The following is a 13,668-nucleotide window of genomic DNA, read 5'->3' as shown; positions in this document are numbered from 1 at the left end:
CCGTCCCGCCGTTGCCAGTTCGGGGCCAAACCTTTCCCGCCGCAACGGCGGGGAACCACGATCGCGAGTGTCCGGCGGAATACTCGACTGGGCGCAACCGCAACGTTCGGCCGACCCGCCGGAGGCTACCGGCGGATGCGGACCACCGATGGGTCGTGGTCGCTGGTCTGGTCGGTGAACTCGGCGTTGATGTGGACGATGTCGTAGTCGGGGCGGCCGGCGCCCGGGCTGGTCAGCAGGTGGTCCAGGGCCTGGGAGTTGCCGTTGAAGACGTAGCCGTAGCGCTCGTTCCCGGGCAGCCGGTCCATGGGGCTGGTCAGCGCCTTGCCGGAGCGCAGGGCCTTCAGCGAGGGCGAGAACGGGAAGTCGTTGAAGTCGCCGCCCGCGACGACCAGGGCGTTCGGGTCGATGTCCCGGATGTCCCGCACGAAGCCGTTCAGCAGCTTGGCCTGTTCGACGCGCTGCGGCTCCGAGTGCCGGACGGGCGGCTGGAAGCGGCCCTCCATGGGCTGGTCGCCGTCCAGATCGCCGCCGCCCTTGGAACTGAAGTGGTTGGCGACCACGAAGACCGTACGGCCTTGGAAGCGGAACTCACCCGCCAGCGGCTTGCGACTGGCCTTCCATGCTTCGTCCTGCGGCGCGATCCGGCCCGGCGAGACGGACAGCGCGGGCTTGCCGCCCTTGTCCTGCACCTTCACCGGGGCGGTGGTGTCGCCGCCGGGGCGGTCGGTGAAGGAGACGCGCTCGGGGTTGTAGAGGAACGCGACGCGTATGTTGCCGCCGGGCTGCCCCCCGTCGGCCTTGTCCGCCGGGTCGATCTGGCGCCACTTGTAGGAGGGGCCGCCGGCCTTCTTGACCGCCTCGGTCAGCATTTTCAGCGTCTTGTCGGCGGCGACGGTGCCGTCGTCGTCCGGACCGGTGTTGTCCTGGACCTCCTCGACGGTGACGATGTCGGGCGAGGAGAGGTTGGTGACCAACCCTTCGGCCAGTTGCTCGAACTTGGCGGGCTCGGTCTTGGGGGAGAGGTTCTCGACGTTGTACGTCGCCACTGCCAGTTCGTCCTGACGCTGCTTACGGGTCCGCTCGCGCTTCAGTTCGTTGTCCCGGTGCTCGCCGAGCGTGGTGGCGCGGAGCGTGTAGCCGCCGAACTGCTCGAAGTCCAGCGGGCCTTCGGTGCTGCCGCGCAATTCGTCGCCCACATCGGCCCTGGGGAAGGGGCGCTCGTCCAGCGGGAGCAGCGAGGAAACCTTCATGCGGGCGCCGTTCTGGTCCGCGTAGGAGCCGTAGAGGGTGCCGCCGCGCGGGGTGGGGTTCTGCTTCGGGTCGGTGGTCACCCACAGGTCGTGGTAGCGGGAGGTGGGGCCGGTGACCCGTACGTCGCGGACGGAGACCCGCATGCCCTCCAGCGACTCGTAGCGGTCCAGCGCGTACCGGTTCGGCCGCAGCGTACGGCTCTCGATGCTGTCGCCGTCCGCGTCGGGCGCGTACGCCTCGGGTATCGAGCGCTCGGAGAGCTGTATCGCGCCCGGGAGCTTGCCGCGCGAGACGCTGTCCGCTGTCTTCCAGGACGCGTCGGTCAGTTCGGTGACCGACTGGCTGCCCGCGTCCTTGCCGCCGGGGTAGTACTCCTGGACCTTCCCGCTCACACGGAGCGCGTCCCCGGCCGAGACGCCGGGGCTTTTCTTCCCGGTGTAGACGAAGATCCCCTCGCTGGTGGCCCCGTCCTGGTCGGGGCGCGGGTCCTGGAGCCAGAAGCCACGCGTCTCGCCGAAGTCGCGTACGGCGGTGACGATTCCGGGGACGTCGGCGACCTGCTGCCCGGCGAACGGGGACAGCCGGGTTCTGCCCTGGATGTCGTGGATACGCGGCGAGGCTGCGGAATCCGCGGCGGAGAACGGTGCCGCGGCGCCCGGCGACGCGGGCAGGACGAGCAGTGTGCAGCAGACGGCGGCGACGGTGAGCGTCGCGCTACGGGTCAGCCGGGACAGCGAGCGGGACGACGAAGGGGACGGCACGGAGGGCCTCCGAAGTACGTGGGGGAACACTGACGTCTCTACGCGGGCATGCGCCACGCGGGCACTCACAACGTGGGGCATTCTCTACGCGCGTAAAGCATGGCGGGCCAACGGCAGTTGTCAAGGTCGTGACAGCGTTGGGGGGCAGGCGATCACTTCCCGGCCACCTCTCCGTTACATGGCCGGTGCACGATTCGGGCACCCGGGGACAGAACCCGATTACGCTGGGTCCTCGCACCGTCCGGCAATCCGTAGGACCCGTAGGAGATGAACCCGCAGATGACCGGTGACGACCGTCCCACCCTGCCGCCCGTACGGCTGCCCTCCGATGCCGAACTGGCGCGGGACGCGCTGGCCGCACCGATCCTGGCGCGCGCTGTGGAGCTCACCCGCTGGGCGCGCTCCGGCGGACCCGCGGGCGCGGGCATTCCGGTGGGAGCGGGCGGTGAACTCCTCTCCGAGCAGTTGAAGGAGGCCGCCGTACACCTGGGCCTGTCGGGTGATGAGGAGGCCCCGGCGCTCGCCGCCGACGCGTGGAATTTCGCGGTCGACACCGGGCTGTTGATCGTCGACGAGGACGGCACGGACGGGGCGGGAGACGGCGCGGCCGGTGACGAGACCTCCGTCGGCAGCGACGAACCGGTGGGCGTGGCGACGCCGGACGCGGAACTGGGCGGCCTGACCGGCGACCCCGGAGCCTCCGTACCCGCCCCGGGCGAGATCCTCGAACTGTGGCGTACCGGCCTGGAGACGGTCCTCGCCGACGCGGCCACACCGAGCTTCGAGGAGCTGCTGGGCGGTATCGAGGGCGCCATCGGCGAGGACGGCGAGATCGACCCGGACGCCATCGACCTCGACGCCATGGACTGGAACCCGGAGGAGGAGACCGAAGCGCTCGACAGCGCCCTCGGCAACCTCTATCTGCTCACCGCCACCGATCCTGCCGTCGCCGCCGGCTCGATGGTGCCGCTGCCCGTGCTGGCCGCCTCGATGACCGTGCCCGAAGGCATGGACGAGCCCACCGACGAGGTGCTGGAAGAGGTCTCGACCGCGATGATGCGGCTGGACGAGCAGTTCCGGATGCTGGAGCCGACCGGGCTGGTCGCCTACCAGCCGGTGGACGAGGCCCTCACCCGCGAGGCCGCCGACGGCGAGGGGGGCGAAGGTGCCTCCGGCGCGGAGGAGTTGGGCGCCGACCTCGACGAGGAGGACGTTTCCCGGTACGGCATGGTGCGGCTCACCCCGCTCGGCCTGTACGGCGTACGCGAACGGATGCGGGAAGCGGGCCTGCACGTACCCGCTGTCGGCGACCTCGCCGGTGCGAAGGCGGAACAGCTGCTTGCCGCCCTGCCGGTCTACACGGAGGAGAACGCACGCAGCGAGATCGAGACGTGGTTCGCGGCCCGCGCCGCCGCCGACGGCGCGGCCGGGGACGGCGGCACATTGGCTGCCGCGCGCGAGCTGTTGGCGGCGGCCCGCGGCGGTGACGAGGCGGCGCCGGTCCGCCGTCTCGCCTGCCAGCAGGCCCTCTCGCTCGCCGGGCCCGAGGCCGAGCCCGCGCTGCGCGAGGTGCTGGAGGACCGGCAGTTGGGCGGGCTCGCCCGGGTCTGGCTCGCCGAGCGCGGCGCCGGGGATGTGCCGCAGCCGGACGAGGAGATGGTGTTCTGGCTGACCATCGACACCATCGCCGCGCAGGTCGCGACGGCCGGCGAACCGGACGAGCTGCGCGAGCTGGTGCGGGATCTGGTCGATCAGCACGCGGGGTTCTTCGACAAGGCGTGGCGGGTGGAGCACCCCGCCACCGGCGATGTGCTGGAGACCATGGGCCGGGTGCATCCGGACAAGCGCGTCGCCAAGGAAGCCCGCAAGGCCGCCTTCAAGGCCCGCTCCCGCTGAGCGCGCCCCCAAGGGGCGCGCCGAAAACGAACGCGCGCCCCGAAGGGGCGCGGGGAACGGCGCGACCAGCCACAGCACACCCATATACGGCCGACTGCCTCAACCCGCAACGGCGCGCTGCCGCCGGAATGAGACCGCCGAACATTGACGGCCGGGCTCAGTGTGAGCCGCGGCGAGTCCGGTAACCCGCTGCCGGGATCCGCTGCGGCCGTTCCGTACGGTCGAGCAGATCCGGCCTTTCGGGTATACGGAACAAGGGTGTGAACGCCGACGTGACAGAGAGTCCCAAGCGCCGGCCGGGCGGCAAGGTGGTGGCCCGGCACGTACCGCAGGCGGTCGCCGAGCTGCCCCGCCAGGTGCGGGACGAACTGGAGCACAGGCTGCGCCGCAAAGGCCGCCCCTTCGCCAAGGAGGACGTGCAGGTCGTCGAGGAGCCCATGCTCAAGCGGGCGGTCACGGCCTCCGCGCTCGGCAACTGCATGGAGTGGTTCGACTTCGGCGTCTACAGCTATCTGGCCGCCACCATCGGCAAGGTCTTCTACCCGGGCGCCTCCGACGCGGCACAACTGCTGGCCTCCTTCGCGACCTTCGCCGCGGCTTTCGTCGTCCGTCCACTGGGCGGGCTCTTCTTCGGGCCGCTCGGCGACAAGCTGGGGCGGCAGAAGGTGCTCGCCGCGACGATGATCCTGATGGCGTTCGGCACCTTCCTGATCGGCTTCATCCCCAGCTACGCCACCATCGGGATCGCGGCGCCGATCCTGCTGCTCGTCGCGCGGATGCTGCAGGGCTTCTCCACCGGCGGTGAGTACGGCGGTGCCACCACCTTCATCGCGGAGTTCTCGCCCGACCGCCGGCGCGGATTCCTGGGCAGCTGGCTGGATTTCGGGACGTTCGTCGGTTATGCCCTCGGCTCGGCCCTCGTCACGGTGCTCAACATGGCGCTCACCGACAGCCAGATGCTCACCTGGGGGTGGCGCGTCCCGTTCCTGATCGCCGGACCGCTGGGGCTGATCGGCCTGTACATGCGGCTCAAGCTGGAGGAGTCCCCGGCCTTCCAGCAGCAGCTGGACGAGCACGAGCAGGCGGTCGCCGAACGGGAGGCGGAGCGGCACGAGTTCCGTACCATCCTGCGCCGGCACCGGGAGCCGCTGCTCGTCTGCATCGGGCTGGTGCTGCTCTACAACGTGACCAACTACATGGTCACCGGCTATCTGCCGACCTATCAAACCGAAGTGCTGGGCCGGGCGGCCACCACTTCCGATGCGCTGGTGCTGATCGGCATGGTGTGGGTGGTGGTGCTCATCACCTTCATCGGCCGGCTGAGCGACCACGTCGGTAGGCGACCGGTCTATCGCTGGGCGGCCATCGGGCAGATCGTGCTGGCTGTCCCCGCCTTCACCCTGATCCGCTCGGACGGCTGGGTGCTGCCCGGGCTCGGCGTGCTGATCCTGGCCACGCTGCTGGCCGGGTTCGCCGCGCCGTCGGCGGCAACCCTGCCCGCGCTCTTCCCCACGAGCGTGCGCTACGCCGCGATGGGCATCGGCTTCAACTTCTCCGTCGCCGCCTTCGGCGGTACCACGCCGCTGGCCACCGAGGGGCTCGTCGGCCTCACGCACAACGACCTGGTGCCCGGCGGCTATCTGATCGTCAGCGGGCTGATCGGTCTGCTGGTCGTCCGGTTCATGCCGGAGACCGCGGGGGTCCCGCTGCACGGCTCGCAGCCCATGGTCAGCACGGAGCAGGAGGCCGATGAGCTGATCTCCACCAGCCGCGACCTGCGGAAGCTGCAGGCGCAGAGGGAGACGGAGCCGGTCAGCCGGCGGTAGGCCGCTCCCGGCCGGTGCCCGGCGCCCGGTCCCGGAGGGCCGTCGCCAGCAGGGCGAGCGTGCCGAGGGCGAGCGGCAGCAGGGCCAGTACGAGCGTCCCGGTCAGCTGTTCGCCCTTCTCCTGTGGCGAGGTGCTCCACATCACCGTGCAGGTGACGGCCAGCGTCAGGCCCACGCAGCACGCCAGGACGAGCTGCGCACGGGCGCCGCGCCGGGCGCCCTCCGGGGTCTTCGGCCGGTTGACCAGGCTCGATACCTGCTGCCCCGGCCGGAGTTCGGACATCGGCGTGATGCGCAGTGTGGCGAAAGCCGTCCCGGCCAGCAGCGCCAGCGTGCCCGCATGGACGAAGACGGGGATGAAGACGGTGCCGACGGACTTGTCCGCGTATCTGTCGATGCCGTCGCCGCCGATGTGCTGCGGCACCTTCGCCGGTAGGTGGGGATAGACCACGATTCCCCACAGCAGGAGCCCCACCAGCACCAGTAGTCCTGGCAGCAGCCACAGCCAGGGGAAGTCCTGGCCGTCGGCTGCCCGTCCGTCGCCGCCCCTGTCCTCGCCCGCGCGCATTCCTGCCTCCCCGTGCCGCCTGTACGCACTGCTGCCCGCCAGGCGCGGTGGTCACTCCGCCTCGGGGCCCCAGACCAGGTGATTGCCGCCCTGCCACTCGATGACCGACTCGTCGTAGAGATCGACGGTGGCGATGTCCAGGCCCGCGCGGCCAAGGTACTCGATCAGGTCGGTCAGGCCGTAGGCCGTCCCCAGCGTCTCGCCACGCACGGTGACGCGGCGACCGCCGCCGGGAGCGGGAGGGTGGACGACGACGAGCGCGCTCATACCTCCAGGCTGCGCCAGCCCCTGCGGTGACGCCACCTCGGGCTCCGCCGGCGACGGGCCGGGGCACCCCCTCACCGGAACTACTGAGGGGCGCGCGGGCGGATGGCCGCGCGCTCCAGCGCCTGCTCGGCCAGCGCCCGTGCCGTGCCGACCGGGTCGTCGACGACCGACAGGCCGCGCAGCACCACGGCACCTTCGTGCAGCAGGGCCAGTTCGTCGGCCAGCCGACCGGGATCGGCCGCGCCGGCTGCGCCGGAGAGCTCGTACAGATAGCCGTGCAGCCAGCGTTTCTGTTCGGTGATCACGCGGCGCCCCGGGTGTGCGGGGTCGGGCAGTTCGGCGGCGGCGTTCACGAAGCCGCAGCCGCGCGGGTTGTGCTGCCGCGTCCACTCCGCGAGCGCGTCGAAGGTGGCCAGAAGTTGTTCGCCGCCCCGGGTGTCCGCAGCGTGCGTGTCCACCCAGGAGGTCAGCCAGGCGCGCCAGCGCAGGTCGCGTTCGTGCAGATACGCGGTGATCAGCGCGTCCTTGCCGCCGAACCGGTCGTAGAGGGTCTTCTTGGTGGTGCCCGCCTCCTTGGCGATCAGGTCCACACCGACGGCCGTGATGCCGCGTTCGTAGAAGAGGGCACTCGCCGCGTCCAGGATCTTCCGCGCGCCGGGGGTCAGTTCCTCCGACGCCCCCGCGGCTGCCGGCTTCGGCCCTGTCTTCGTCTCCGTATCCACTGCCTCCCGGCTCCCTTCGGCCGACGGACCCGCGCATCGGCCCCATCGCATGCTTGCAGTAAACAGACCTGTCTACTGCACTGTACTCCCCGGACGAGTAGACCGATCCGTTTACCTGGCTCGTACGCGGCCATTCCTCTCCCACAGCCTTCGGCCGGGAGGTGCCCCCGGTGCGGTGAGCGCCCTGATCTTCACGGCGGAACCCGGACCACCGGGGAATCCCTGATCACGGCAAAGGAACCGCAAAGCCAGGCCAGTCGTTACCCCCGGCATGACCGCAATGACTCCCGGCTCCAATCTGCCGCTGGCCGCGCCGCGCGTGGCGGTGGACGTAACCGCACCCAGCAAGCTCGACGTCTCGGCACTGCTGCTGAGCCCGGAGGGCAAGGTCCGCTCGGACGACGACTTCGTGTTCTACAACCAGCCCACCGCTCCCGGCGTGACGCACAGCAGCGGCGCCGCCGACACCATCACCGTGGAGACCGGCGCGGTGCCCGCCGAGATCGACAAGGTCGTCGTCACCGCGAGCCTCGACGCTCCCGGGGCCACCTTCGCCGGGACCGAGCCCACCGCCACGGTCCGCGACGCCGCGACCGGCGCGGTGCTCGCCACCTTCACCCCGCCGCAACTGGGCGCCGAGACGGCCCTGCTGGTGGTGGAGGTCTACCGCAGGAACGGCGCCTGGAAGGTGCGGGCCGTCGGGCAGGGGTACGCCAACGGGCTGGGCGGTATCGCCTCCGACTTCGGCGTGAACGTGGACGAGCCCGCCGCCCCGCCGACGCCGACTGCCCCGGCGGCGCCCGCAGCACCGCCCGCGCCCCCGGTGGCCGCCCCCGCCGCCCCTGCCGCGCCCTCGGCCCCCTCAGCCCCCTCGGCCCCCTCGGCCCCGTCCGCACCTGCCGCCCCGGCGGCTCCTGCCGGGGCGGGCGCGGGGGCGGGGAAGATCAACCTGGACAAGGGCCGGGTCAGCCTCCAGAAGAACCAGACGGTCTCGCTGGTCAAGGGAGGGCAGCCGCTGCTCACCACGGTTCGTATGGGGCTCGGCTGGGAGCCGGTCTTCCGCGCGGGCAGGCCGGCCAAGGACATCGACCTCGACGCCTCGGTGATCGCCTACGACGCCAACCGCAAGAAGATCGACTCCTGCTACTTCGGCAAGCTGGCCATCCTGGGCGGCGTCATCCAGCACTCCGGTGACAACCTCACGGGCGAGGGCGCCGGGGACGACGAGGTGATCACCGTCCACCTCGGCGACCTCCCGCCCCAGGTGACGGGGCTGGTCTTCACCGTGAACTCTTTCTCGGGCCAGAAGTTCACGGACGTCGCCAAGGCGTACTGCCGCCTGCTCGACGCCTCCGGCGGGGAACTGGTCCGCTTCGACCTGACCCAGTCCGAGCCACGGACGGGCGTCCTGATGGCCAAGTTCGTCCGCCAGTTCACCGGCGAATGGGAGATGACGGCGCTCGGCGAGTACGTCGACTCGCGCACGGTGCGCGGCATGGTGAAGCCGGGCGCCGCGGCGCTGTAGAGCCCTGCGGCGCCCGGCATCCACCGGGGAAGGTCAGAAGTCGAAGACGGGGCCCGTCGCGAGGCGCATGGCGCAGGCGTTGGGGAACGTCTTCTTCCAGTTGACGGCCTGCTTCCGGTGGCTGCCGTGTGCGGCGACGGTCACCGGGGCGTACTGCTTGGTGCAGTTGCCGCGCTTGCGGGGCAGTGCGGCGAGATTGCCGTGCGCCTTGTCGAGCGCGGCGCACGCCTCGGCGGCCTTCGGGTGGCGCCCGCGCGGGGTGGGCTCGCACTGGAGCAGAAGGCCCCGGATCGACGCCTTCCCGGAGCCGGAGATGGACAGAAAGACGCCCTGGGTCTTGCGGTCGCCCTTGTGGCTGCCGTCCGGGGTGGCGCTCGCGGCGCCGACGGCAGGCGCGGTCTGTGCGGCCAGCAGCGGCACGGCCAGAGCGGCTGCGGCCATGGCGGTGCGGACGAGGTGCCGGTTGGAGATTCGAGTGCTCACGGCCCGCTAACGAGGCCGGGCGCCGGGAGGATACGGGGCGCGCAGCCGCGTTGCGGCGCGCGGCTCGGCGGGGGGCGCCTGCGGGCTCCCCGCGTGCCGTGCGGCACGCGGGGAGCCGCACTCAGGACTGAGGCCGACGGCCGTGGTTGGCCGCGTTGTTGCGACGAGCCTTCTTCTTGCGCCGACGCTTGGACGACATGGCGCCTCCTTTCACGCGGTGGATGTATACCTCCGCGTTTCTACCACCCACCCGCCTCACCCCCCGAACCCCCGTCCCCGCCGGCCGGGGAGAGGCGAAGTCGCCCCGCAATCAGCGGCGCTCGCGGGAGTGACCGAACAGCAGGCGGTAGACGATCAGCAGGACGAGGGAGCCGGCGATGGCGGCGACCCAGAGGCCGGGGTCGACGACGTTGTTGGCTATCGGGCGGTCAAGGAAGGTTGCGGAGAGCCAGCCGCCGATGAAGGCGCCGGCGATGCCGATGAGGACGGTGCCCACCAGTCCGCCCGGATCGCGGCCGGGCAGCAGGACCTTGGCCACCGTGCCCGCGACCAGGCCGAGGACGATCCAGCTCAGCACACCCGAGTGCGCCAAGTCGGAGAGCACGCCGGAGCCGGAGTTGTCCGATTCGGAGTCGGCGAGCTGGGTGAGCGGAGCGAGGTGAGCGAGCGGTGTGGCGAGCATGGGTGGAGCCTCCCCGTGGCTGATCGGTTGCGGCCCCATGATGCCTGCTGGGTCCGGCCTTCCCGGTACCCCCTTCAGCTCTCCCTCAGTGTGGCCACATCGGCGGCTGCGTGCAGAAGTGGCCGCCCAGGTACGCCTGGTCGGGCCGGGCGGGGTCCAACTCCCCGTGCTCCGCGATGAGTTTCGCCGCGTACGGCTCCGAGTCGTCGCGCGGTTCGTAGCCCAGGGCTCGGGCCGAGCTGAGGTCCCACCACAGCCGGGTGTTGGCGGAGGAGCCGTGGACGACGGTGTGGCCGACGTGCTCGGCGGTCAGTGCCGCGTGGAAGAGGCGGGCGCCGTCGGCGGGGCTGAGCCAGACCGAGAGCATTCGCACGGATGTCGGTTCGGGGAAGCAGGAGCCGATGCGGACGGAGACGGTCTCGATGCCGTGCAGGTCCCAGTAGAGCTGTGCGAGGTCCTCGCCGAAGCACTTGGAGAGGCCGTAGAAGGTGTCGGGGCGACGCGGGGTGTCCACGGGGATCAACGCGGCCCCACCCTCACCGGCCGCGCCCTTGCCGTCCCCGGGTACCGGGGTGAAGCCGACCGCATGGTTGGAGGAGGCGAAGACGATACGGCGTACGCCCTCGGCGCGCGCCGCCTCATAAAGCGCGTACGTGCCCCGGATGTTGGCGTCGAGGATCTTGTCGAACGTGGACTCCAGCGAGATGCCCGCGAGATGGATGATCGCGTCCACGCCGCGCACGGCCGCGCGCAGTGCTTCGCTGTCCGCGGTGCTCAGGTCCAGTACGAGGGCTTCCGGCTCGCCGTCGACGGGGCGCATGTCCAACAGCCGCAGTGTGTAGCCGTAGGAGGGCAGCAGTCCGCGCATCAGGGTGCCGAGGCCGCCGGCGGCGCCGGTGAGCAGCACGGTGCGGTCGGCGGGCTCGGCCGAGGGGCTCTCGGACATGGCGGCGGTCTCCATTCATGGACGTGATTCATATATAGGGAGACGCTATGAAGTGCCCTCAGGCCCGTCAAGAGAGCCGAGCGTCGGGTCGTGGGCTCTTCGTGTGAGGCCAAGTTGCGACCCTGGCCCGGCGGTTCGACCTTGACCGGTGGCGCGCCGCTGCCTTAGCGTGACCAGCGTTCAGGAGTATGGACGTATATCAGAAGAGTGCACGACTGGAGGGCGCATCTGCCCGCCCGTCCCAGCTCGCAAGGAGCTCCGTATGCCCTCGTCCCCGTCCTCCCCGTCCTCCGGACCGGCACTCGCCGAGCGGCTCGACGGGCTGCTCTTCTTCCCCGTGACGGCGTTCGCCCCCGACGGCTCCCTCGACCTCGACGCCTTCCGCGCGCATGTGCGGCGCGGGGTGGCGGCGGGCGCGGGGGCCGTCTTCGCGTGCTGCGGCACCGGTGAGTTCCACGCGCTCGCGCCGGAGGAGTTCGGCGCCTGCGTGGCCGCGGCCGTGGCGGAGGCGGACGGCAGGGTGCCGGTGGTGGCGGGCGCCGGCTACGGGCCCGCGCTCGCCCAGGACTTCGCCCGCCGGGCCGAAGCCGCAGGCGCCGACGGGCTGCTGGCGATGCCGCCGTACCTCGTTCTGGCCGACCAGGACGGGCTGGTGCGGCACTACACGGAGCTGGCGGAGGCCACCTCGCTGCCCACCATCGTCTATCAGCGCGACAACGCTCTCTTCACGCCCGAGGCCGTCGTACGCCTCGCCCGGCACCCGCGCATCATCGGCCTCAAGGACGGCCACGGCGACCCTGACCTGATGCAGCGCATCATCACCGCTGTCCGATGCGCGGGCCTGGAGGAAGACTTCCGGTACTTCAACGGACTGCCCACCGCCGAGCTGACCGGGCTCGCCTACCGGGGCCTCGGCGTCTCCCTCTACTCCTCCGCCGTCTTCTGCTTCGCGCCCGAGATCGCCCTCGCATTCCACCGGGCACTCGCCACGGGCGACGAGGCGACGGTACGGGAGCTGCTCGACGGCTTCTACGTACCGTTCGTCGAACTCCGTAACCAGGGCCGCGGCTACGCCGTCTCGCTGGTCAAGGCGGGGGTGCGGCTGCGGGGTTGGGACGTCGGCGGGGTGCGCCCGCCGCTGTCCGACCCCGCGCCGGCGCACGTCGAGGAGTTGGCCGCGCTGCTGGAGCGGGGCCTGGAGCTGGCCGGCGCCGTGCCCGGCAGCACTGCCTCGGCTCGGGCCGGGAGGGCGCGCTGATGCGGGCAGCGGCGTTTCTCTACCCCTGGGACGTGGTCGGCGATCCCGAGGCACCCGGCCGCCTCGCAGCGCTCGGCATCCAGCAGGTCACTCTCGCCTCGGCCTACCACTCCACCCGCGCGCTCACCCCGCGTCACCCCCGGCACCGCGTCGTCACGGCACGGCACTCGGCCGTCCTCTACCCGCCCGACCCCGCCCGCTGGCAGCACGGCGCCCCGCAGCCGTACCAACAGGACTGGGTGGCCTGCGAGGATCCCGGCGGCCCGTACGCCGAGGCCGCCCGCGCACTGACCGAGGCGGGCCTGGAAGTGCACTCCTGGGTGGTCCTGGCCCACAACTCCCGGCTGGGCGAGGACTTTCCGCACACCAGCGTCCGCAACGCCTACGGCGACCGCTATCCGTGGGCCCCGTGCATCGCGCGCCCCGAGGTGCGGGCCTACGCCGTCGCGCTGGCCGCCGAGGCAGCCGTACGGCCCGGCACCGGAACCCGCGGTACCGAACTGGAGTCCTGCGGCTGGTACGGGCTCGCCCACCTGCACGCGCACGACAAGACCGGCGGCGTCCCGCTGGACGGTGCCTCAGCCGCGCTGATGTCGCTGTGCTTCTGCGAGGTGTGCGAGGAGGGTTACGCCACCCTGGGCGGTGACCCCGAGCGGTTGCGGGACAGTGTGGTGCGGGCCCTGGAGCCGCTCTGGCGGGGCGAGCGCGCCGCGGGCCCGCCCGGGGAGAGCGGCAGGGCGGGGGAGCGGGCGGCGGTCGAGGGGCTGCTCGGCGCCGAGACCGCGGCCCTCGTCGCAGGGTGGCGGGACGCCGCGGCGAGCCGCCTCCAGCGCGAAGCGGTCGCGGCGGTACGGCAGGAGGCGGCGCCCGAGCGTTTCCGGGTGCTCCTGCACGCCGACCCGGCCCCGCACCGTACGGGCGCCAACGCGGGCACCCGGCCCGCCGACGTGCTGGGCCATGCCGACGGGGTCGTCGTCCCCTGCCCCGGCGGGCCCGCGGGCGGCGCCGAACGCCGCGACGCGCTGGGCCCGTTCGCCGCGCACGGCGGCCCCGGTGCGACGCTCGCCGCCAACTTCACCATCGTTTCCGGCATGGGCGGCAGCCCGCACACCCTCGCCGACGACGCGGCACATGCCCGCGCGCTCGGCGCGACCGAACTGCGGCTCTACCACGCCGGGCTGGCCTCGGACCAGGACCTCGCGGCGGTGGCCGCGGCTCTCTCTGGGTCGGCGTGAGGCCCGGGGCCGGGCAGGCATGAGGGCTTGTCCGGCGCCTCTTGCGTACCCGGCCTGGTGGCTGCGCTTGCCCACCCTGCTCCCCCAAGCTCTTCGAGCAGGGGGTACCCCCCAGGGCGCAGACTGCCCAAGCTTCGCAGCGCAGGGGGACGCGCCGGGGACGCGCCCCGTAAGGGGCGCAGGGAACTGCTCCCCTGGGGGCACCTCCCGGCCGGAGGCTGGGGGACTCCGGCCGGGAGGTGCCC

At 71.9% G+C, this 13,668-nt stretch carries 12 protein-coding genes; 5 read left to right on the top strand and 7 right to left on the bottom strand.

Annotated features, from left to right (window positions below; all coding sequences use genetic code 11):
• Positions 1-125 precede the first annotated feature (125 nt).
• A complete protein-coding gene (locus ACTWQF_RS30820; RefSeq protein ID WP_443283021.1) occupies positions 126-2,015 on the bottom strand; it encodes an endonuclease/exonuclease/phosphatase family protein in 1,890 nt (629 codons plus the stop codon).
• A 279-nt stretch (positions 2,016-2,294) separates the two neighbouring features.
• On the opposite strand from ACTWQF_RS30820, the gene ACTWQF_RS30815 reads away from it, so the two are divergent.
• Both ACTWQF_RS30815 and ACTWQF_RS30810 read left to right on the top strand, forming a co-directional pair.
• On the top strand, positions 2,295-3,911 hold the full coding sequence (locus ACTWQF_RS30815) for a hypothetical protein (RefSeq protein WP_443283020.1): 1,617 nt from the start codon (positions 2,295-2,297) through the stop codon (positions 3,909-3,911).
• A 308-nt stretch (positions 3,912-4,219) separates the two neighbouring features.
• The gene (locus ACTWQF_RS30810) at positions 4,220-5,737 is read left to right on the top strand and encodes an MFS transporter (RefSeq protein ID WP_443283084.1); all 1,518 of its coding nucleotides are present in this window, start codon (positions 4,220-4,222) and stop codon (positions 5,735-5,737) included.
• On the opposite strand, the gene ACTWQF_RS30805 is transcribed toward ACTWQF_RS30810, so the two are convergent.
• The 3 genes from ACTWQF_RS30805 to ACTWQF_RS30795 all read right to left on the bottom strand — a co-directional run bounded on the left by ACTWQF_RS30805 (position 5,724) and on the right by ACTWQF_RS30795 (position 7,294).
• The gene (locus ACTWQF_RS30805) at positions 5,724-6,305 is read right to left on the bottom strand and encodes a DUF1648 domain-containing protein (RefSeq protein ID WP_443283019.1); all 582 of its coding nucleotides are present in this window, start codon (positions 6,303-6,305) and stop codon (positions 5,724-5,726) included. The genes ACTWQF_RS30810 and ACTWQF_RS30805 overlap by 14 nt on opposite strands.
• Positions 6,306-6,356: 51 nt before the next feature.
• Complete coding sequence (locus ACTWQF_RS30800) at positions 6,357-6,572, bottom strand: hypothetical protein (protein WP_443283018.1); 216 nt, start codon at positions 6,570-6,572, stop codon at positions 6,357-6,359.
• A gap of 80 nt (positions 6,573-6,652) precedes the next feature.
• Positions 6,653-7,294: a TetR/AcrR family transcriptional regulator gene (locus tag ACTWQF_RS30795; RefSeq protein ID WP_443283017.1), complete on the bottom strand. Its 642-nt coding sequence runs from the start codon at positions 7,292-7,294 to the stop codon at positions 6,653-6,655.
• Between the two features lie 280 nt (positions 7,295-7,574).
• On the opposite strand from ACTWQF_RS30795, the gene ACTWQF_RS30790 reads away from it, so the two are divergent.
• On the top strand, positions 7,575-8,819 hold the full coding sequence (locus ACTWQF_RS30790; protein ID WP_443283083.1) for a TerD family protein: 1,245 nt from the start codon (positions 7,575-7,577) through the stop codon (positions 8,817-8,819).
• 33 nt (positions 8,820-8,852) lie between these two features.
• On the opposite strand, the gene ACTWQF_RS30785 is transcribed toward ACTWQF_RS30790, so the two are convergent.
• The 3 genes from ACTWQF_RS30785 to ACTWQF_RS30775 form a co-directional block, all read right to left on the bottom strand.
• The gene (locus ACTWQF_RS30785) at positions 8,853-9,302 is read right to left on the bottom strand and encodes an SSI family serine proteinase inhibitor (protein ID WP_443283016.1); all 450 of its coding nucleotides are present in this window, start codon (positions 9,300-9,302) and stop codon (positions 8,853-8,855) included.
• A 310-nt stretch (positions 9,303-9,612) separates the two neighbouring features.
• A complete protein-coding gene (locus tag ACTWQF_RS30780) occupies positions 9,613-9,894 on the bottom strand; it encodes a GlsB/YeaQ/YmgE family stress response membrane protein (protein ID WP_443283082.1) in 282 nt (93 codons plus the stop codon).
• Positions 9,895-10,069: 175 nt separating this feature from the next.
• Positions 10,070-10,930, bottom strand: a complete 861-nt coding sequence (locus ACTWQF_RS30775) for an NAD-dependent epimerase/dehydratase family protein (RefSeq protein ID WP_443283015.1) — start codon at positions 10,928-10,930, stop codon at positions 10,070-10,072.
• Positions 10,931-11,192: 262 nt separating this feature from the next.
• Here ACTWQF_RS30775 and ACTWQF_RS30770 point away from each other — a divergent pair, with 262 nt between their 5' ends.
• Entirely contained in the window at positions 11,193-12,188 is a 996-nt protein-coding gene (locus tag ACTWQF_RS30770; protein ID WP_443283014.1) for a 5-dehydro-4-deoxyglucarate dehydratase, read from the top strand.
• Positions 12,188-13,423, top strand: coding sequence for a hypothetical protein (locus tag ACTWQF_RS30765; RefSeq protein ID WP_443283013.1), 1,236 nt, complete (start codon positions 12,188-12,190; stop codon positions 13,421-13,423). Before ACTWQF_RS30770 ends, ACTWQF_RS30765 begins: the two co-directional genes overlap by 1 nt.
• Positions 13,424-13,668: the final 245 nt, after the last annotated feature.

The organism is Streptomyces sp. 8N114, assembly GCF_052245835.1.
GTDB lineage: Bacteria > Actinomycetota > Actinomycetes > Streptomycetales > Streptomycetaceae > Streptomyces.
The sequence above is the reverse complement of the archived record's forward strand: the minus strand, read 5'-3'. Positions and strand labels throughout refer to the sequence as shown.